Raw genomic sequence first — 19,740 nt, 5'->3', positions numbered from 1 at the left:
TGTTACTCCTTTTTCCCGGCGGCCGGCCTGTTATCCGGCAGGCTCCAGAAATCAAAAAAATTAAACCAGTCGAGGGGAGACTTGAGAGCATAGTGCGCCAGGCGTTCGGCGTAGCGATCGACCGCCTGCTGCAAGGCTTGCTGGCGGGCGTCCCGCGGCAGCGCCAGGGGGTCGGCAAACGGTTCGCAGTAAACGCTCAGCGTCCGGCCTTCACGCAGCACGAACATCAGCAGTACCGGGCAGCGCAACGCCGCCGCCAGCACGAAAGGCCCCTGGGGAAAAGGCGCCTCGCGGCCGAGAAAACGGCTCCACACCACGCGCCGCGTCCCGCCGCGCTGGCGGTTGACCGCCGTGCGGTCGCCCACGATAGCCACCCACTCGCCGGCATCCAGCTTTTGTTGCAGCAATATGGCGGTGTCCGGGCCGATATCGCTGACCGGGATAAGGTTCACCCCCGCCTGCGGCGCTATCTCTTCCAGCAGCCGTTTAAAGCGCTGCGAGTTTTCGGTGAACACCAGCGCATTGATCGCCAGCCCGCTCACCTGCTGCGCCAGCGCCCGGCAGACTTCGATATCGCCAAGGTGGGACGCCAGGATCAACTGCCCGCGTTGTCGTCCCCGTTCAATGGTTTCGCGGGCGCCGGGGGCGAAATCAATCTCTTTACCCCAGCGTAAGTCCCCGCGCCAGCTGGCGATTTTATCCAGCATCGCCTGACCGAAACGCAGAAAATGGCGATAGCTGTTGAGCGGTTTAGGCAAAACCACCTCATGCCGACGCGCGTAATCGGTTACCTGTCGCAGCCACGCCTGCGACGCCTGGCGCTGCGCGCGGCCGGTAAGCCAGTAAAAGGCGATCACCGGCCAGAGAAACAGGGTAAACGCCCCGCGCCCCAGCAGCCGATAAACCGCCAGCATAAAACGCATGCCGAGCAACCCCTTGCGCTCGCCGACGCTCGACCAGTGCGTCTGGCGGCGGCGCTTCAGCAGCGCGGGGATACGCGGCAGCATGCCGAAAAACAGCCGGGCGTGCATGCGGGAGATACGCAGATTGTCGCGCAGCGCATCGAAATGAGACAACCCGTTGTGCGGATAGATCACCGCCGTCTCAACGAAGCGGCTGGGCGTTCCCGCCCAGTAAAGCCGCACCATGATTTCGGTATCGAAATCCATCCGTCGGCCCACGGGATGCCGGGCGATCAGGGACAGGGCGGCGTCGACCGGGTAGACCCGAAATCCGCACATGCTGTCCTGTAGGGAAAGCGAGAGCGTTTCAATCCACACCCAGATATGGGTGATATAGCGCCCGTAAAGGCGCGATTTCGGCACCGACTCATCGTAAACCGGCCGGCCGGAGATCAGATGGTCGGGATAACGTTTCGCCTGCGCCAGCAGCCTAGGCGCGTCCTCAATCCGGTGCTGCCCGTCGGCGTCCACCTGCAGCGCATGGCTATACCCGGCCTGCGCCGCGGCCTCCAGGCCGCGGATTACCGCTGCCCCTTTGCCGCCGTTCTGCGCCAGACGCAGCAGAACGACGCCGTCGTTTTCCGCCGCCAGCTGCTCCAGCACCCTTTGCGTCGGCGCGGCGCTGCCGTCATCGACGATGAAAATCGGCAGGGAAAGCGCCGCCAGACGCGCCATGACGTCGCGCATCATGGCGCCGTGGTTATAGCAGGGGATCACCACGCAGGGTGAGAACTGGCCATTCACTGACATGGGCTTAATCCCGGCATAATTTTATTTTTCCGCTGCTGGCGGTTCGCTCCGTCTCATCCCCCGCAATATGGTAGCTGAAAGCGAGACACTGCTTCCCGACATGCCATGTCAACGCCAGGCGCAGAGTGTTGCCGGGCAGGATCGGCTGCTGGAACTTAATGTTTTCCACCGCCGAAAACCGCCAGCCCGGCGCCAGCAGTTCAACGCCGTAATGCAGCGCCCAATCCAGCTGCGCCACGCCGGGTAGTAACGGCAGACCGTTAAAATGGCCTTTAAACCACAACAGATCCGCCGCCGCCAGCAGGGTAAGCTCGGCCCGCGGCTGCGCGATTTGCCGGGAAAGCTCAACGGGTAGCATGAAATAACGCCTGTATCTGCGGCCAGGCGCGTTTGCTCTGGCTGTTATGGGGAATAACCTCGACGACGCGCCAGAAACGCGGCATCGCCAGCGGCTCCAGCCATTGATGCAGCTGATGCCGCCATTGGCGCTTGAGCTGCGGCAGATCGGCGGCCAGCGCCGGCGAGGTCAGCACCAGCACCACGCCGATGCCGCAGCGCTCGGAGCGGGCGATCGGCAGCGCGACGGCGTCGGCGATTTCCGGCAGATCGAGCAAACGCCGCTCGATCTCGCTGAGGGAGATGCGCTTATCTTCTATTTTTACCACCCGATCGTGCCGCCCGCAGAGCTGAAAGTTCCCCGCGTCGTCAAACGCCAGCCGGTCATCCAGTTTCTGCCCCGCCGGATGCGGGATCAGCGCCGAGCGCGCCCACCAGTTATCCTGCTCGTCAGGCGATAACGACACGCCGGCGAACAGTCGCCACGGCGTGTTTTCAGCCTGACGGGAGCGCCAGGCCAGCACGCCGGTTTCCGTGCTGCCGTATATTTCATCAACCGGGGTGGCAAACCAACGCTGCGCCGCCTCGGCGTTCGTCCAGGGCAGGGCGCCGCCGGCGGAAACGATCAACCGACAGGAGGGCGGGGCGAGCGAACGGTCGATACGCCGCAAAAAAGCCGGGCTGCTGATAAAAACATAGCGCCGCTGCCGGTCCTGGGCGGTTAGCTGTTCGGTATACAGCAGTTGACGGCTGTCAAAACTCAGTCCCAGCGCCATCGGCAACCAGATGCGAAAAGTGAGTCCATACATATGCTGGTGGGTCACCGAGGCGACAACGCAACAGCCTTGCAATCGCTCCCCCCAGCATTGCGCCAGCCAGCGCGACTCCTCATCCAGACAGCGCACCGGTTTCACCACCTGCCGCGGTTTGCCGGTCGATCCGGAGGTAAAAAGCACAATGCGGGCGTCATCCGCGATCTCAGGCAGGGCGGCGTCGCTGCCTTGATCGCCGGCGGTTACCTTAAATAGGGGGCAGGACAGATTGATTGAGGCATCGGTCAGCAGGCCGTCGAATTCGTCGGCCTGCTCCTGCAGCACCGACTGCCGGCAGTGTCCGGGAATAACCGGAACCTTTCCCGCATGCAGCACCGCCAGTAACCCGATGGTAAAATGGTAACTGTCCTCAAAGCACAGCGCCCAGCGCGACTCTTTGCGGCCAAGCAGCTGCTGGCACAGTTGCGCCACCTGCCGTTTCAACATCTCCAGCGTGAAGGCGCGCGCGCCATTGCCGGCGACAATGCGCTGCGCATCGTCATCGCCGTTCAGCCAGCCGCCGATAGCCCGGGGGGTAACGCGGCTCATGCCTCTCTTCTCACCCGCTGACGTACTAGCCATTCTCCCCCCATCAATAGTCCCATCAGCAGATAGCTGACCATGCCGTTCCATAACGCCCACCAATGAACATTGCCGACCAGGCAAGTCAGCACGGCGATAGCGCCGTTAACAATAAAAAACAGGCACCAGATCTGCGTTACGCGGCGCGTATAGGCGACGGCCCGCGCCGGGAGTTCCGGCTCCCGCAAACGGGCAAGGCGCTCCACCAGCGGCATTCCTCTATACAGGGAGCCGCCAAACAGCAGCAACAGCGCGGCATTAACCGCCACCGGATACCACAATAACCATTGGCCTTCGCGCAGCAGCAAACCGGCAAGCGACAGCGCCGCCCCCGTTGCCGCCAGCAGCAGCCCCGTCCCCCTGAACAGGCGTTTATCGCCCCGCAAGGTGGCGAAGCGCAGAATAAACGTCAGCGCCAGCACCGACAGCAGCCAGCGCTGATCGGGGCGGGTAACGCTGTACCATGCCAGAAAAGGCCAGGCCAGCGTCATCAGCCAGTTCAGGCCGTTTATCAGCGTTCGCATCGCCCGCCCGCATGGTCAGCCTTCATTAATCAGGCGTTCCACCGCATCCGCCACGTCCTGTACGGTACGCACCGATTTAAAGGTTTCCGGCGAAATTTTGCGGCCGATACGCTTTTGCAGATGCACCACCATATCCACCGCGTCGATACTGTCCAGTTCAAGATCTTCATACAGGCGCGACTCCGGCTTGATGTCATCCGCCTCCAGTTCGAACAGTTTGACCAGCAAGCCGGTAATTTCCTGATAAATTTCATTTTTATCCATCATTGACTCGTTATTTTATTATCAGGCACCCACTGCGCGCTGAGTGTTAATGAAAGCGGCCAGGGTCGCAACGGAAAAAAAGTGCCGGCGCATCTCTTCGCTTTCCGCGGAAAGCACCACGCCATAGCGATTTTTTACCGCCAGCCCCAGCTCAAGGGCATCGATGGAATCCAGACCGAGACCATCGCCGAACAGCGGCGCATCGGTTTCAATTTCATCGACGCTAACGTCTTCAAGATTCAGAGATTCAATAATCATCTGTTTGATTTCAATAAATATATTTTCCATGCCTTTTCCCGAATAGTTATATTTTTTCTGGTGTTAAAGATTGTTGCAAAAGGCGATTAAGACGACGCGCAGCCAGAGGATGCGGGTCTTCCGGCGCCATAAAAGTCTTATTGCCGATGCGTTCGCGCACGCTGACCGTGAAATAGGGTTTCTCCGGCGGAATATGATACCAACGACTTTGCTTGTCCAACATCCTCTGGCTACAGCGAATGTGTACGATGCGCAAATCACAGCCGCAGCGCACGGCGATATTGGCGGCGCCGCGCTGCAACACCGGCGGCTCGCCGTAACGCGTGCGCGTGCCTTCGGGGAAAATAACGATCACATCCCCGTTGTCCAGCCTTTGCCGGCAATCGGGCAGCAGCGTCTCGGACTGGCTGTTGAGCAGGTAATTCGCCGAGCGGATAACGCCCCGAATAAAGAGATTATGCTGCAACTCGGCTTTAACCAGGCAATCCACATCCGGCATCACCGAGGCCAGCAACACATAGTCAATTAACGACGGGTGGTTGGCGACCACCAGACAGCCGCGATCGGTTTGCAAGGTTTCAATTCCGTCGATTCGGTAATCCAGTATCCCCAGCGTACGCAAGATGCGCAAAAAGAAGCGAAAACTGGCCGATATGCTGCGGCGCGCCAACTGACGGCGGCGAAGGGCGTCGCGCTGAATCAGCAGCAGATTGAACCACACCAGCGACAGCAATAAACCGCCGAGACCAAACATCACAAAGCAGCAGCCGGTCATCATTAGCCGCCATAAACGATTTAAACGTGACGATGAACGTAATACCAATGAGGACTCAGACATCGCGCCGCTCCCACTGCCAGTTGAGACGTTCACCGCGGATATTGAACGCGGACTTGCGCGCCAGAAACGCATGCAAAAACTGCAGGCTTTGTGGTAGTTCCGGCTCTTCACGCCGCGCCGCGGGCGACGATTGACAGTTGACCTCATCGCCACGACCCAACAGCAGGGCAACGGCATAAGGATAGCGAGGCATCCACGGCGCGATATGCGAATGATAAAAGTCGGGGATCGCGCCGTCGAAATCCACCAGCAGAACGTTCTGATAACCGGCCGCCTGCAGCGCCCCAGCTTCAACCAATCCCTGCTGGAAAGAGTCGATGCCGGCCGCCAGCGATGTCGATACCAGAGGCGCCGCAGCGGCAATGGTCAGGCTTCCTGCCGCCGCATTGTGAACCGACATGGCAAAATCGGTCGGGGAAATATTTTCATTGCGCGACAACGCCAGCAGAATGCGCAGATTACGTTCCAGCTCGCCGTGACGCGAGGTAAAAACAACCGCCTCGACGGACTGACGGCGCAGCAGCGCCAATCCGCAATCCACCGCCAAACGGCTGCCGCTGTTTAACCGGCGCGCCGTCATCATCGGCAACTGGCGACATTTTTCCAGCGGCCGGTCGGCGTCTATCGCCGCCGGCAGCATCGCCCAGCGCCGCCAGTCGTTGATATCGCCAAGCCCCGGCGCGCCGGCCTGCCAGTCAAGGATTGAAAAAGCGAGTTTCATACTATTGTTCTTCCGGTGTTACATAAACCAGCGGCACGCATGCCATATCACTACCATCGCTGTTTATTGCTTTTTACAGATAAGCAGGGTGTGGCCGATACCCAGGCCGTCAATCTGCTGCTCGACGACAAATCCCGCGGCGCTCAACAGCGGCAAAAAGCGCCGCGCCGCATAAAAACGGCTGGTGCCGTTGGCAAGACAGGTAAAATAGAGCGACGAGGCGTTCAGGCTGAAAGCCCCGGCCTCCCACTGCTGGCGATCCCAGAAAATCTCCAGAATACAGACGCGCGCGTCCGCTTTCATCGACCGCGCGATTTTGCGCAGAATGGCGACGATTTGCGCTTCGCCAAAACAGTCGAGAAACTGGCTCATCCACCAAATATCCGCCTCGCCCGGCAACGGACCATCCGCAAGCATATCCACCGCCACGCCGCAAATACGATCGGATTTACCTGTATCTGCAATATTTGACGTCGCCAGCGCTATCTGCTCAGGCAGATCAAGAATGGTAATCCGCACGTCGGGATCGTAGTCGCAACAGCGTAGCGCCCACTTACCGGTATTTCCCCCCACGTCGTACAGGTGCCGCGGCTTTTGCCGAAAAATATGCGGCAAGGCGGCATCGAACGCGGCATCGGAGTAAAAATGATCAAAAGCGAACCAGCTCTTTTTCGCCTGCGGCGGCAGCTGACTCAAAGCTGGATAAATAGTCGGCCACTCGCCGAAAACCTTTAATCCCGCGGGCTTATTTTTCGCCAGTGCTTCATCAAGATAAAACATCCCCTGGTAACAAACGTCCTGGGTGAAGTCCATATTGACGCGGGTCATGCGATCGTGAAGCAGGTAGTGGCCGATTTTGGACAAAAAATAGTCTTCATCGCGCTGAATGACAATGCGTCCGCTAAGGCCGACGTCCAGCAGCAGTTCAACCGCATAGCGGCTTAGCGTAGTGATATTGACGATATCATCCAGGCTTGCCCCCTGATGGCCGCACTTATCCAGAAACGCCAGAATACCGTGATTACGCAGGTTGATAGCCGCCTGAAACAGCATCGGCGCGAAAGCAATACGCTGAGCTTCGGTAATGGCGTCCAGCGCGCTGACATTATCTTTGTCATATCCGTAGGACACGATGACTTCCCTTGAGGTGGCAAATGCTACTAAGCGAAAAAACCAAAACAGCCGAATAGCGCCTATTCGGCTGGTAAAAATTATTTAATCTGCTGTCCCGCCAGTTTTAATTGAATTTCACGGTCCAGGTTATTTATCCAACGATTATAATTGCGGTGAATTTTCCCACCGCTCGCCAACAGATTCTGACTGCTGACGTAATTGATTGAATAACTGGTTGGTGAGTAATTAATACGGATATCGGCAACATGACCGCGCTGATCGATGCGGCCGTTGATAACGCCCGGCGAAACGGGCGTCATTACCCAATCACGCTCCAGACCGGCCTGAAGAATGGCCTTTCTTACCTGATCGCCGGTGTAATTTGCCGCAATCGGCTTGGCCACATTCGTCACCGGGGCGGTGCGGGCACAGCCGGTCAACGCTAAAACACAGGCAAGCCCTAAGAAAATAAGCTGTTTTTTCATAAAATCCCTATCAATTGATAAACATTGAACGGCCTAAAAGTACCGGCGCCTGATGCCAAAGGTAATAACCAGCGCATCACACAAACTATTTTACACAAAATAGATATAACCTGACAAAAGTCTGTCAGAGCCAGCCTATCAGCCGTCCTACAAAATCAGGATAGAGAGAAAACGCCATGGAATAGACAAAAAAATCCGCCCGATGGAAACCTGCTAACCGAGTCACCGACAAGCGGATTGGATTTTAACGCTACGGTTTATTCCACCGTGACCGACTTGGCCAGATTACGCGGCTGATCGACGTCGGTGCCTTTAATCAGCGCAACGTGGTAAGCCAGCAATTGCAGCGGCACGGTATAGAAAATCGGCGCAATCACCTCTTCAATGTGCGGCAACGGAATAATTTTCATATTTTCGCTGCTGGTGAAACCGGCATCCTGGTCGGCGAAGACATACAGCTCGCCGCCGCGGGCGCGCACCTCTTCAATATTGGATTTCAGTTTTTCCAGCAGTTCATTATTGGGCGCCACCACCACCACCGGCATATCCGCATCAATCAGCGCCAGCGGCCCGTGTTTCAGTTCACCGGCGGCGTAGGCTTCGGCGTGAATATAGGAGATTTCCTTCAGCTTCAGCGCCCCTTCCATGGCGATGGGATACTGATCGCCACGCCCCAGAAACAAGGCGTGATGCTTATCGGAAAAACCTTCCGCCAGCGACTCGATAAGGCTGTCCTGCGACAGCATTTGTTCGATACGCGCCGGCAGCGCCTGCAAACCGCGCACAATATTATGTTCAATCTGCGCATCCATACCCCGCAGGCGGCCGATACGCGCCACCAGCATCAACAGTACGGTCAACTGGGTGGTGAACGCCTTGGTGGAAGCCACGCCGATTTCAACGCCCGCTTTGGTCATCAGCGCCAGATCGGACTCGCGCACCAGCGAAGAACCCGCCACGTTGCAAATAGCCAGCGATCCCAGATAGCCCAGATCCTTGGACAAACGCAGCGCCGCCAGGGTGTCCGCGGTTTCTCCCGACTGCGACAGGGTAATCATCAGGCTGTTTTTACGCACCGCCGGTTGGCGATAGCGGAATTCGGAGGCGATCTCCACGTCGCACGGCACGCCCGCCAGCGCTTCAAACCAGTAACGAGACACCATGCCGGAGTTGTAAGAGGTGCCGCAGGCGATGATTTGCACATGCTCGACCTTCGCCAACAACTCATTCGCCTGCGTACCTAATTCAGAGAGATTGACCTCGCCGTGGCTGAAACGCCCTTCGAGGGTGTTCTTGATCGCCACCGGCTGCTCATAGATCTCTTTCTGCATATAGTGGCGATAGGCGCCCTTGTCGCCGGCATCGTAATTGACTTTCGACTCGATCTCTTCACGTTCGGCAAGGTTGCCGGCTTTATCAAACACGCGCACGTCGCGACGCGTAATTTCAGCGACATCGCCCTCTTCCAGGAAGATAAAGCGGCGAGTAACCGGCAGCAGCGCCAGCTGGTCGGAAGCAATAAAGTTTTCCCCCATGCCGCGGCCGATAACCAGCGGGCTACCTGAGCGCGCGGCCACCAGTACGCTCGGGTCGCGGCTATCCAGCACCACCATGCCATAGGCGCCGCGCAGCTGCGGGATAACGCGCTTGACCACCTCAACCAGCGAACCGCCCTGCTTCTGTTCGAAATGAACCAGATGCGCCACCACTTCGGTATCCGTTTCCGAAACGAAACGATAACCGCGTTCAATCATCAACTCGCGCAGCGGTTCATGGTTTTCGATAATGCCGTTATGGACGATGATAATATTTTCAGAAACGTGCGGATGCGCATTTTCCTCCGAAGGCTCGCCGTGGGTTGCCCACCGGGTATGGGCAATCCCGGTGCCGCCACGCAGCGCATGCTCTTCGGCCGCCTGGGCCAGAATCTGAACCTTTCCCAAACGCCGCAGACGGGCGACCTGCCCTTCATTGTCAACCACGGCCAGACCGGCGGAGTCGTAACCACGGTATTCAAGACGACGTAAACCTTCCAACAAAATTTCTGCAATATCACGTTGCGCAACAGCGCCTACAATTCCACACATCGATTGTATTCCTATTAAAGTGACATATTGTGTCACCGGATATGTCTTAGACCTGATTGTTCCGGTTTTTCCGGATTCCCCGAGCCTGGTAGAAAGTTGGGGATTATTATGTTTTGCCCTGCGCTTCTTATGACGATAACAAACGCAGGGCAAAACGGCCTCCGCCGCCGGCAAAGGCCGATAGCCGCTTATTTCTTCTTCAGCGGACGCCGCCAACCCGCTTTATGGTTCTGCTCTTTGCGGTTATAGACCAGATCCGCGCCATTGACGTCTTTCATCACCGTGGTGCCCGCGGCGATAGTGGCGCCCGCGGCCACCGTGACCGGCGCCACCAGTTGGCTATCCGAACCGACAAACACGTCATCGCCAATAACCGTTTTATGCTTATTGGCGCCGTCATAGTTACAGGTGATGGTTCCCGCCCCGATATTGACGCCGGCGCCGATATCGGCATCGCCCAGGTAGCTCAGATGACCGGCTTTCGAGCCTTTACCGAGACGGGCTTTTTTCATCTCGACAAAGTTGCCGACGTGCGCGCCTTGCGCCAGCTCAGCGCCGGGGCGCAAACGAGCGAACGGCCCGATGGTGCATTGCGCTTCGAGCACCGCGTCTTCCAACACCGAGTATGGACTGATTTCACAATCATCACCAATCACGCTGTTTTTTATCACGCAGCCCACGCCGATTTTAACCCGATGGCCCAGCGTAACCCGGCCTTCCACCACCACGTTGGCATCAATGGCAACATCCCGGCCGTGCAGCAGTTCCCCACGCAGATCAAAGCGTTCGGGATCGAGCAGCATCACGCCGGCCAGCAACAGGTTATCCGCCTGCTGGCGTTGATAAACCCGCTCCAGCGCCGCAAGCTGCAGGCGGTTATTCACCCCTTCCACCTCGCTCAGGCGCTCGGGATGCACCGCGACGACGCTGCGGCTTTCCGCCGCCGCCATGGCGATGATATCGGTGATGTAGTACTCGCCCTGGGCGTTATCGTTATTCAATTGGCTTAACCAACGCTGCAAATCTTTACCGTTGGCGACCAGAATGCCGGTATTGATTTCATTAATCCGCCGCTGTTCCTTGCTGGCGTCTTTATGTTCGACGATCCCGACGATCGCGCCGTTTTCACGCACGATGCGCCCGTAGCCGGCGGGATCGTCCAGCTTCACGGTAAGCAGGCCGATGCCGCCCCGCGGCTTCGACTTCAGCAGGCGCCGCAGCGTTGGCGGAGAGATCAGCGGCACATCGCCGTACAGCATCAGAATATCTTCATCAGCGCTAAAATAGGGCGCCGCCTGTTGCATGGCGTGCCCGGTTCCCAACTGCTCCGCCTGTAGCACCCAGTTCAACGCCTGATCGGACAGTTCGCTTCGCAATAAGTCGCCCCCGTGGCCGTAAACCAGATGAACATGCTGCGCGCCGACGGTCATGGCGGCGTCAATCACATGCTGAACCATCGGTTTACCCGCCAGCGGGTGCAAAACTTTAGGAAGATCGGAGTACATGCGGGTTCCCTTACCGGCAGCAAGGATAACCACACTCATAGCGCTATTCGACATAAGCATCCTGACGAGAACTGATTGGCGGACAATCAACAAGGAATAGAAAAAAGAATAGCCAAAGTGTACCGAAACTTATGCTGAAAGCGGACCGTTTTTGATGAGTTTTTTCTGAAAAGGCTGACTGAAAAATAGAGGCGGGTTAAGCGCATCGACACCCTCTATAGCTGCTTTCACCGAAACGAAAAAAGCCGGTCAGGATAAACCGACCGGCTTTTGTGTATCACGCTTTTATCCGTTACATCGTTTTTCTGGTCAGTTCGATAACCCGCAGCTTGGCAATCGCTTTGCTCAGCTCGGCGGAAGCCTGGGCATAATCCACGTCGCCGTGCGAGTTGCGGATATGATCTTCGGCTTTGCGTTTCGCTTCCAGCGCCCGCGCTTCGTCCAGATCCTGCCCGCGGATGGCGGTATCGGACAGTACGGTAACCATGTTCGGCTGCACCTCGAGGATGCCGCCGGACAGGTAGATATACTCTTCTTCACCGTGCTGTTTAACAATACGCACCATGCCGGGCTTAATGGCGGTCAGCAGAGGGGCATGTCCCGGATAAATACCCAGTTCGCCTTCGCTCCCGGTTACCTGGATTTTCTGCACCAGGCCGGAGAACATTTCCTGTTCCGCACTAACGACATCCAGATGGTAAGTCATAGCAGCCATATCACCCTCCTACAAGGCGTTACAGTTTCTTGGCTTTTTCCACTGCTTCTTCAATGGAACCAACCATGTAGAACGCCTGCTCCGGCAGGTGGTCGTATTCGCCGTCCATAATACCTTTAAAACCGCGAATGGTATCTTTCAGGGAGACGTACTTGCCCGGAGAACCGGTGAACACTTCCGCCACGAAGAAGGGCTGCGACAGGAAGCGCTGGATCTTACGAGCGCGGGATACCACCAGTTTGTCATCTTCCGACAGTTCGTCCATCCCCAGGATGGCGATGATATCTTTCAGCTCCTGGTAACGTTGCAGAATGGACTGCACGCCACGCGCCACGTCGTAGTGTTCCTGACCGACGACCAGCGGATCCAACTGACGGCTGGTGGAATCCAGCGGGTCGACCGCCGGGTAGATCCCCAGAGACGCGATCTGACGGCTCAGTACCACGGTGGCGTCCAGGTGGGCGAAGGTAGTGGCCGGCGACGGGTCGGTCAAGTCATCCGCGGGAACATAAACCGCCTGAACCGAGGTGATGGAACCGGTTTTGGTGGAAGTGATACGTTCTTGCAGCACGCCCATTTCTTCCGCCAGCGTCGGCTGGTAGCCCACCGCCGAAGGCATACGGCCCAACAGCGCGGACACTTCTGTACCGGCCAGGGTGTAGCGATAAATGTTATCGATAAACAGCAGCACGTCGCGCCCTTCATCACGGAATTTTTCCGCCATGGTCAACCCGGTCAGCGCCACGCGCAGGCGGTTGCCCGGCGGCTCGTTCATCTGCCCGTACACCAGCGATACTTTATCGATAACGTTGGATTCGGTCATTTCGTGGTAGAAGTCGTTACCTTCACGGGTACGTTCGCCCACGCCGGCAAATACCGAATAACCGGAGTGCTCGATCGCAATATTACGGATCAGCTCCATCATATTTACGGTTTTACCCACGCCGGCGCCGCCGAACAGACCGACTTTCCCGCCCTTGGCGAACGGACACATCAGGTCGATAACCTTGATGCCGGTTTCCAGCAGTTCCTGCGAGCTGGACAGTTCTTCGTAACTCGGCGCTTCACGGTGAATCGCCCAGCGGTCTTCTTCGCCGATGTCGCCTTTCATGTCGACCGGCTCGCCCAGCACGTTCATGATGCGGCCCAGGGTCGCTTTACCCACCGGGACTTCGATCGGGTGTCCCTGATTGGTTACCTTCAACCCGCGACGCAGGCCGTCGGAAGAGCCCATTGCGATACAACGAACAACGCCGCCGCCCAACTGCTGCTGTACTTCCAGCACCAGTTTTTCCGCGCCGTTCTCTACCTCAAGCGCATCGTACACTTTTGGTACCGCATCCTGCGGGAACTCGACGTCCACCACGGCGCCGATTACCTGGATAATCTTTCCAGTAGCCATCTTGAATCCTCTACGTAATTCGTAAACCTGGTTTAAACCGCGGAGGCTCCCCCGACGATTTCGGTGAGTTCCTGGGTAATGCTGGCCTGACGAGCTTTGTTGTATACCAACTGCAACTCTTTGATCAGGCTGCCGCCGTTATCGGTCGCGGCTTTCATCGCCACCATTCGCGCGGCCTGTTCACTGGCCAGGTTCTCTACGACGCCCTGATAAACCTGCGACTCCACATAGCGGCGCAGCAGGGTATCGAGCAGCGACTTGGGATCGGGTTCATACAGGTAATCCCAGGACTTTTTCTTCAACTCGCCGTCATCCGCGGGCGGTAACGGCAACAGTTGAGCAACCAGCGGTTCCTGAGACATGGTATTGATAAACCTGTTACACACGATATACAGCTTGTCCAGACGACCTTCGTCATAGGCCTGCAGCATAACTTTCACCGGCCCGATCAATTCCGACACGGAAGGGTTATCCCCCATGCCGGTGACCTGAGCGACGATATTCCCGCCCACCGAATTGAAAAAAGAGACCGCTTTGGAGCCAATCAGCGCCAAATCGACATCAACGCCTTTCTCGTTCCAGGATTTCATATCAGCCAGCAGCTTTTTGAACAAGTTAATGTTCAACCCGCCGCACAGGCCACGGTCGGTAGACACCACCAGATACCCGACGCGCTTAACGTCCCGCTCTTCCAGGTAGGGGTGTTTGTATTCCAGATTGCCCAACGCAAGGTGACCAATCACTTTGCGTATGGTTTTCGCATAAGGACGGCTGGCCGCCATACGTTCCTGCGATTTACGCATTTTGGAGGCGGCGACCATTTCCATCGCTTTGGTGATCTTTTGCGTATTCTGGACGCTTGCGATCTTACTACGTATCTCTTTTGCGCCGGCCATCTTTGCTCCTCCTCAAAGCCTTGCGGCCTGCTTTACAGCAGGCCACCGGGCGTTACCAGGACTGGGTTGCCTTAAAGGTATCGAGAATATTTTTGAACTTACCCTCGATCTCATCGTTATAAGCGCCAGACTGGTCGATTTGTTGCAGAAGTTCGCCGTGCTCGCGATCGGCATAGGCCAGCAACGCCGCTTCAAAGCCGACGACTTTCGCAATTTCAACGTCTTCAAGGTAACCGCGTTCCGCAGCGAACAGCACCAGAGACTGCTGCGCAACCGACATCGGCGCATACTGTTTCTGCTTGAGCAACTCGGTCACTTTCTGACCGTGGTTCAGCTGTTTGCGCGTTGCATCATCCAGATCGGATGCAAACTGCGAGAACGCCGCCAGTTCACGATACTGCGCCAGCGCGGTACGAATCCCCCCGGACAGCTTTTTCATGATCTTGGTCTGCGCCGCGCCGCCCACGCGGGATACGGAGATCCCCGGGTTGACTGCGGGACGAATACCGGCGTTGAACAGGTTGGATTCCAGGAAGATCTGACCGTCGGTGATCGAAATCACGTTGGTCGGAACAAACGCGGAAACGTCGCCGGCCTGGGTTTCGATAATCGGCAGCGCGGTCAGAGAACCGGTTTTACCTTTTACCTCTCCCTTGGTGAAAGTCTCAACGTAGTCGACGTTAACGCGCGCGGCCCGTTCCAGCAGACGGGAGTGCAGATAGAACACGTCCCCCGGATAGGCTTCACGGCCTGGCGGACGACGCAGCAGCAGAGAAATCTGACGATAGGCGACCGCCTGTTTGGACAGGTCGTCATAAATAATCAGCGCATCTTCGCCGCGGTCGCGGAAATATTCGCCCATGGCGCACCCGGCGTACGGCGCCAGGTATTGCAGCGCGGCGGACTCGGACGCGGTCGCCACCACCACGATGGTGTTGGCCAGCGCGCCGTGCTCTTCCAGCTTACGCACCACGTTGGAGATGGTGGAGGCTTTCTGGCCGATAGCGACGTAAACGCACTTGATGCCGGATTCGCGCTGGTTGATGATGGCGTCGATGGCCAGCGCCGTTTTACCGGTCTGACGGTCGCCGATAATCAGCTCGCGCTGACCGCGACCGATGGGGATCATGGCATCGACGGACTTATAACCTGTCTGCACCGGTTCATCGACGGACTGACGCTCGATAACGCCGGGCGCAATCGCTTCAACCGCGGAGAAACCGTCATGCTCCAGCGGGCCTTTACCATCGATCGGTGCGCCCAGGGTGTTGACCACGCGGCCCAGCAGACCGCGGCCGACCGGCACTTCCAGAATACGGCCGGTGCATTTTACCTTCATGCCTTCGGCCAGATCCGTATACGGCCCCATCACCACCGCACCAACGGAGTCGCGCTCCAGGTTCAGTGCAATCGCGTAGCGGTTGCCCGGCAGGGAAATCATCTCCCCCTGCATCACTTCGGCCAGGCCGTGAACGCGGATAATCCCGTCGCTGACGGAAACAATAGTACCTTCATTGTGAGCTTCGCTCACCACATTGAACTGAGCAATGCGCTGCTTGATCAGTTCGCTGATTTCGGTGGAATTCAGTTGCATGCTCCAGTCCCCTTAAGACTGCAAGACGTCTGCCAGACGTTCCAGACGACCGCGAATGCTGCCGTCTATCACCATATCGCCCGCGCGTATCACCACGCCGGCCATGACAGACTTATCAATTTTGCAATTCAGCTTCACTTTGCGTGACAGACGTTTTTCCATCGCCGCGGCTATCTTCGACAGCTGCTGCTCACTCAACGTACCGGCGGAAACAACATCGACTTCAACCGTCGATTCCTGCGCCGCCCGCAGTTGAACAAATTGTGCCAGCACTTCGGGAAGCACCGGTAAACGTCCGTTCTCGGCCATCACCTTGATCAGGTTCTGGCCGGCTTCATCAAGTTGATCGCCACAAACGGCAATAAACGTTTTCGCCAGTTCAATCGGCGCTATCGCACCGGAAAGCAACTCGGCAATCTGTTCGTTACGCGTGACTTCGGCCGTAAACGCCAGCATATGCTGCCAGCGATCAACCGCCTGATTCTCAACCGCAAAGTCAAAAGCTGCTTTGGCGTAGGGGCGAGCTACCGTGACAAATTCAGACATCGGCCCCTCCCTCCTTACAGTTCAGCGACCAGTTTATCAACGATGTCGCTGTTGGCAGCTTCATCCACGGAACGTTCAATAATTTTCTCGGCACCGGCAATAGCCAACATGGCGACCTGCTTACGCAACTCTTCACGAGCGCGTTTGCGTTCGGCTTCAATTTCAGCCTGCGCCTGCGCGACAATTTTGTTACGTTCAGCTTCCGCTTCCACTTTAGCTTCATCCAGGATCTGAGCGCGGCGTTTGTTTGCCTGCTCGATGAGCACCTGGGCTTCCGCTTTGGCTTTCTTCAGTTGATCCGTCGCATTGGCCTGCGCCAGGTTCAAATCTTTTTTGGCACGTTCGGCAGAAGCCAGACCGTCAGCGATTTCTTTCTGACGCTTCTCGATGGCGGCCATAATCGGCGGCCATACATACTTCATGCAGAACCAGACAAACAGGACGAACGCAATGGCCTGGCCGAGGATTGTTGCATTAATATTCACAGCACAATGCCTCTTTCAAAGTTAAATAAGTTGATGTTTCAACCCCGGCGGAAAACATCTCCGCTTAGGCCACCGCAAACATCACATACAGGCCCAGACCAACGGCAATCATCGGGATGGCGTCAACCAGACCCATGACGATAAAGAACTGTGTACGCAGCAGAGGAATCAGATCAGGCTGACGCGCAGCGCCTTCCAAGAATTTCCCACCCAGAATGCCGATACCGATCGCAGCACCGATTGCCGCCAAACCCATCATCAACGCGGCAGCCATGTACAGCAGATCCACACTCAGGTTTTCCATGACAGTCTCCAGTTTGTTTCAATTAAAACGTTATTGTGTTGAAAGAAAATCAATGCTCTTCAGATGCCATCGAGAGATAAACAACCGTCAGAACCATGAAAATAAAAGCCTGAAGCGTAATGATCAAAATGTGGAAAATGGCCCAGGGCACATTCAACAACCATTGCGACCACCACGGCAGCAAGCCGGCAATCAGGATGAAGATCAACTCACCCGCATACATGTTGCCAAACAGTCGCAAACCAAGAGAGATCGGTTTGGACAGCAGGCTGACACCTTCAAGAATCAGGTTGATAGGAATAAATACTGGATGGTTGAACGGCTGCATGGTCAGTTCCTTAACGAAACCGCCAACGCCTTTCATTTTAATGCTGTAGAACAGGACCAGGGCAAAAACGCCGAGCGCCATGGACAAGGTGATATTGACGTCCGCGGACGGCACCACGCGCAGATAGGCATGCGCCGGATCGTGGCCGAGAAGGCTATAGACGCCGGCCCACACCTGCGGCAGAAAATCGATGGGCAGCAGATCCATCAGGTTCATCAGGAAAACCCAGACGAAAATGGTCAGCGCCAGCGGCGCGATAAGTTTGCTTTTGCCATGAAACATGTCGCGCACGTTGCTGTCGACAAAGCCGACAATCAGCTCGACCGCCGTTTGCAATTTACCCGGCACGCCGCTGGTGGCGTTTTTGGCAACCCGGCGGAAGATAACCAGAAAGAGGACCCCGAGAGCGATAGAGAAAAACATCGAATCGATGTTGATCGACCAGAACCCCGTCCCCACCTGCAAGTGTGTCAGGTGATGACTGATATACTCTTGAGGAGTAGAGATTTCTCCTGATGCAGACATGATGTCTCTTACCCTTTTGTTGTTAATTACGGTAACGGTTCATTACGGCCGGCGCCACTATCTGCATAACCAACACCGCCAGATAAGTCAGGCCGAGCGGGAAAAAAGCCGCTTTGAACATCCCTAACGCCACCACCAGCAGTGCAATGGCGATCAATACCTTAAGCGCCTCGCCGATGGCAAACGACCAGGCGACGCGCCCGTCGGCAGGCGTGTGCGCCTGATGACGCAGGGCAAACAGCACAAACAGGACGTTCGGCAACCAGGCCGCCAGTCCCCCGCCTAACGCGGAAGCCCCGGCTTCAATACTGCCGGCGGCGAAGACGGCGCTCAGCAGAATAATAGCGGCCAGCTGTAGTAGCAGTAACCTTAAAGCCGCTTTTCCGCTGTAAAGGGATACAGACATGGCCTTTGCTCTCTCCGTACCTCGTACCTTCCAGAGGTGTGCTGAATGACGTATAAAACTGCCTTTATACCCTTGAGTCAAGCAGCAAAAAACGAGCAAATTATACGGGTCATACCTGCGAATTCAATCGATAAGTAGCGAAAAGGTGAACAATTATTTAAATTTCTTTCCGGAGACGCATTTCCGCCAACAATCATAATCGCACCTATGCGCGGTAATTAATTTCTAAAGCCGCCTGATATGTGATATTCCTCACATAAACGCTCTCCCGGCCCTTTATAACGGATAAGGTTATTTTTTGTCTTTAGCAAAGAAAGCTGTTTATCTTATTTAAATTCAATAAGTTAAAAACGAACAAATTAAAAACACGAAATAAACACCATTTAAACCATCTATTGACATTATTGATATTATTTTTTTCACTAAATTAACACTCGAAACAGCGAAGTTCGCCGGCGATAAATTATTTTCGCCAGTGACTATTAACCATAAAACTAACTCCGTAACCAGAAAAATCCCGCCATATGTGAAATATAAGTGAACGTTAATCGCCGAACCGCACGCCGCCGCGCCCGACATGTAAACAGACGGTAGAGGCATAATTAGTTATAATTTTTTTGATAAAACGCAAAATTAATTTGGTTTAAGCACTATCAGATGGCGTTCGCCTTCCAGTTCCGGCACCGATAAACGAATCACTCGCTCCAGCTCAACGCCCTGGGGCAACGCGGTAAGTTCTTCCGCGGGCAACACTCCTTTCAGGGCATAGAAACGGCCGGATGGTGTAGCGGGAAGATGATGACACCAATGAACCATATCCTGCAATGAAGCAAATGCCCGGCTGATAATGCCGTCGAATGGCGGCTCGGCAGGGAAATCCTCGACCCGGCTCTGTACCGGAGAAATATTCTCCAGCTGCAATTCATACTGCACCTGACGGAGAAAGCGGACCCGTTTTCCCAGGCTGTCCAGCAAGGTAAAATGCGCTGCCGGACGCACTATCGCCAAGGGGATCCCCGGTAACCCAGGCCCGGTCCCCACATCAATAAAACGTTGCCCCTGTAAATAAGACTCCACCACGATACTGTCCATAATATGGCGGACGAGCATTTGCCGCGGATCGCGCACGGAGGTCAGATTGTAGGCGTTGTTCCACTTATGCAGCATCTCAACATACTGAATCAGCAAATTTTTTTGCTTTTCTGAAAGCACAATAGCGGCGGTTTTCAGCAGATTATCAAGCGTGTTATGCACCCTAAGATCCTGGAGTTATTTATGTGAAATCGTACTGCCGGCAAGGTT

22 protein-coding genes are annotated in these 19,740 nt (G+C 56.0%); all 22 read right to left on the bottom strand.

The annotated features are described in order from the left end of the window. Nucleotides 1-2: 2 nt before the first annotated feature. The 22 genes from EH206_RS22560 to rsmG all read right to left on the bottom strand — a co-directional run bounded on the left by EH206_RS22560 (nt 3) and on the right by rsmG (nt 19,692). Nucleotides 3-1,712 carry a glycosyltransferase family 2 protein gene (locus tag EH206_RS22560; protein ID WP_009115068.1) on the bottom strand — a complete coding sequence of 570 codons (1,710 nt, stop codon included), beginning with the start codon at nt 1,710-1,712 and terminating at the stop codon, nt 3-5. Nucleotides 1,713-1,716: 4 nt separating this feature from the next. Continuing rightward, the gene (locus EH206_RS22555; RefSeq protein ID WP_009115067.1) at nt 1,717-2,070 is read right to left on the bottom strand and encodes an ApeI family dehydratase; all 354 of its coding nucleotides are present in this window, start codon (nt 2,068-2,070) and stop codon (nt 1,717-1,719) included. Beyond that, on the bottom strand, nt 2,057-3,409 hold the full coding sequence (locus tag EH206_RS22550; protein WP_009115066.1) for an AMP-binding protein: 1,353 nt from the start codon (nt 3,407-3,409) through the stop codon (nt 2,057-2,059). Before EH206_RS22550 ends, EH206_RS22555 begins: the two co-directional genes overlap by 14 nt. Beyond that, a complete protein-coding gene (locus tag EH206_RS22545) occupies nt 3,406-3,966 on the bottom strand; it encodes a COG4648 family protein (protein ID WP_009115065.1) in 561 nt (186 codons plus the stop codon). The genes EH206_RS22550 and EH206_RS22545 overlap by 4 nt, the downstream gene beginning before the upstream one ends. A 15-nt stretch (nt 3,967-3,981) precedes the next feature. Beyond that, nucleotides 3,982-4,233: an acyl carrier protein gene (locus EH206_RS22540; RefSeq protein ID WP_071778500.1), complete on the bottom strand. Its 252-nt coding sequence runs from the start codon at nt 4,231-4,233 to the stop codon at nt 3,982-3,984. An 18-nt stretch (nt 4,234-4,251) separates the two neighbouring features. Next, a complete protein-coding gene (locus tag EH206_RS22535; RefSeq protein WP_009115063.1) occupies nt 4,252-4,518 on the bottom strand; it encodes a phosphopantetheine-binding protein in 267 nt (88 codons plus the stop codon). 16 nt (nt 4,519-4,534) lie between these two features. Beyond that, a complete protein-coding gene (locus tag EH206_RS22530; RefSeq protein WP_009115062.1) occupies nt 4,535-5,326 on the bottom strand; it encodes a lysophospholipid acyltransferase family protein in 792 nt (263 codons plus the stop codon). Next, nucleotides 5,319-6,047: a beta-ketoacyl synthase chain length factor gene (locus EH206_RS22525; RefSeq protein ID WP_009115061.1), complete on the bottom strand. Its 729-nt coding sequence runs from the start codon at nt 6,045-6,047 to the stop codon at nt 5,319-5,321. The genes EH206_RS22530 and EH206_RS22525 overlap by 8 nt, the downstream gene beginning before the upstream one ends. Before the next feature lie 63 nt (nt 6,048-6,110). Continuing rightward, the gene (locus EH206_RS22520; protein ID WP_009115060.1) at nt 6,111-7,178 is read right to left on the bottom strand and encodes a methyltransferase; all 1,068 of its coding nucleotides are present in this window, start codon (nt 7,176-7,178) and stop codon (nt 6,111-6,113) included. Between the two features lie 80 nt (nt 7,179-7,258). Continuing rightward, nucleotides 7,259-7,645 carry a hypothetical protein gene (locus tag EH206_RS22515; RefSeq protein ID WP_009115059.1) on the bottom strand — a complete coding sequence of 129 codons (387 nt, stop codon included), beginning with the start codon at nt 7,643-7,645 and terminating at the stop codon, nt 7,259-7,261. Between the two features lie 257 nt (nt 7,646-7,902). Next, complete coding sequence (gene glmS / locus EH206_RS22510; RefSeq protein WP_009115058.1) at nt 7,903-9,732, bottom strand: glutamine--fructose-6-phosphate transaminase (isomerizing); 1,830 nt, start codon at nt 9,730-9,732, stop codon at nt 7,903-7,905. A 188-nt stretch (nt 9,733-9,920) separates the two neighbouring features. Further along, on the bottom strand, nt 9,921-11,291 hold the full coding sequence (gene glmU, locus EH206_RS22505; RefSeq protein ID WP_009115057.1) for a bifunctional UDP-N-acetylglucosamine diphosphorylase/glucosamine-1-phosphate N-acetyltransferase GlmU: 1,371 nt from the start codon (nt 11,289-11,291) through the stop codon (nt 9,921-9,923). 238 nt (nt 11,292-11,529) lie between these two features. Next, a complete protein-coding gene (locus tag EH206_RS22500) occupies nt 11,530-11,943 on the bottom strand; it encodes a F0F1 ATP synthase subunit epsilon (protein ID WP_198008376.1) in 414 nt (137 codons plus the stop codon). 28 nt (nt 11,944-11,971) lie between these two features. Beyond that, the gene (gene atpD / locus EH206_RS22495) at nt 11,972-13,354 is read right to left on the bottom strand and encodes a F0F1 ATP synthase subunit beta (RefSeq protein ID WP_009115055.1); all 1,383 of its coding nucleotides are present in this window, start codon (nt 13,352-13,354) and stop codon (nt 11,972-11,974) included. A 32-nt stretch (nt 13,355-13,386) separates the two neighbouring features. Then, nucleotides 13,387-14,250, bottom strand: a complete 864-nt coding sequence (gene atpG / locus EH206_RS22490; RefSeq protein ID WP_009115054.1) for a F0F1 ATP synthase subunit gamma — start codon at nt 14,248-14,250, stop codon at nt 13,387-13,389. Between the two features lie 52 nt (nt 14,251-14,302). Next, nucleotides 14,303-15,844 carry a F0F1 ATP synthase subunit alpha gene (gene atpA, locus EH206_RS22485; protein WP_009115053.1) on the bottom strand — a complete coding sequence of 514 codons (1,542 nt, stop codon included), beginning with the start codon at nt 15,842-15,844 and terminating at the stop codon, nt 14,303-14,305. A gap of 12 nt (nt 15,845-15,856) precedes the next feature. Continuing rightward, nucleotides 15,857-16,390, bottom strand: coding sequence for a F0F1 ATP synthase subunit delta (gene atpH / locus EH206_RS22480; protein WP_009115052.1), 534 nt, complete (start codon nt 16,388-16,390; stop codon nt 15,857-15,859). A gap of 14 nt (nt 16,391-16,404) precedes the next feature. Then, the gene (gene atpF, locus EH206_RS22475; protein WP_009115051.1) at nt 16,405-16,875 is read right to left on the bottom strand and encodes a F0F1 ATP synthase subunit B; all 471 of its coding nucleotides are present in this window, start codon (nt 16,873-16,875) and stop codon (nt 16,405-16,407) included. Between the two features lie 64 nt (nt 16,876-16,939). Beyond that, nucleotides 16,940-17,179, bottom strand: coding sequence for a F0F1 ATP synthase subunit C (atpE, locus tag EH206_RS22470; protein ID WP_005976545.1), 240 nt, complete (start codon nt 17,177-17,179; stop codon nt 16,940-16,942). A 49-nt stretch (nt 17,180-17,228) separates the two neighbouring features. Then, nucleotides 17,229-18,032, bottom strand: a complete 804-nt coding sequence (atpB, locus tag EH206_RS22465; RefSeq protein WP_009115050.1) for a F0F1 ATP synthase subunit A — start codon at nt 18,030-18,032, stop codon at nt 17,229-17,231. Between the two features lie 22 nt (nt 18,033-18,054). Then, nucleotides 18,055-18,438, bottom strand: a complete 384-nt coding sequence (atpI, locus tag EH206_RS22460; RefSeq protein WP_009115049.1) for a F0F1 ATP synthase subunit I — start codon at nt 18,436-18,438, stop codon at nt 18,055-18,057. A 633-nt stretch (nt 18,439-19,071) separates the two neighbouring features. Next, nucleotides 19,072-19,692, bottom strand: coding sequence for a 16S rRNA (guanine(527)-N(7))-methyltransferase RsmG (rsmG, locus tag EH206_RS22455; RefSeq protein WP_009115048.1), 621 nt, complete (start codon nt 19,690-19,692; stop codon nt 19,072-19,074). Between the last annotated feature and the right edge of the window lie 48 nt (nt 19,693-19,740).

Source organism: Brenneria nigrifluens DSM 30175 = ATCC 13028 (genome assembly GCF_005484965.1).
Classification (GTDB): domain Bacteria; phylum Pseudomonadota; class Gammaproteobacteria; order Enterobacterales; family Enterobacteriaceae; genus Brenneria; species Brenneria nigrifluens.
The sequence above is the reverse complement of the archived record's forward strand: the minus strand, read 5'-3'. Positions and strand labels throughout refer to the sequence as shown.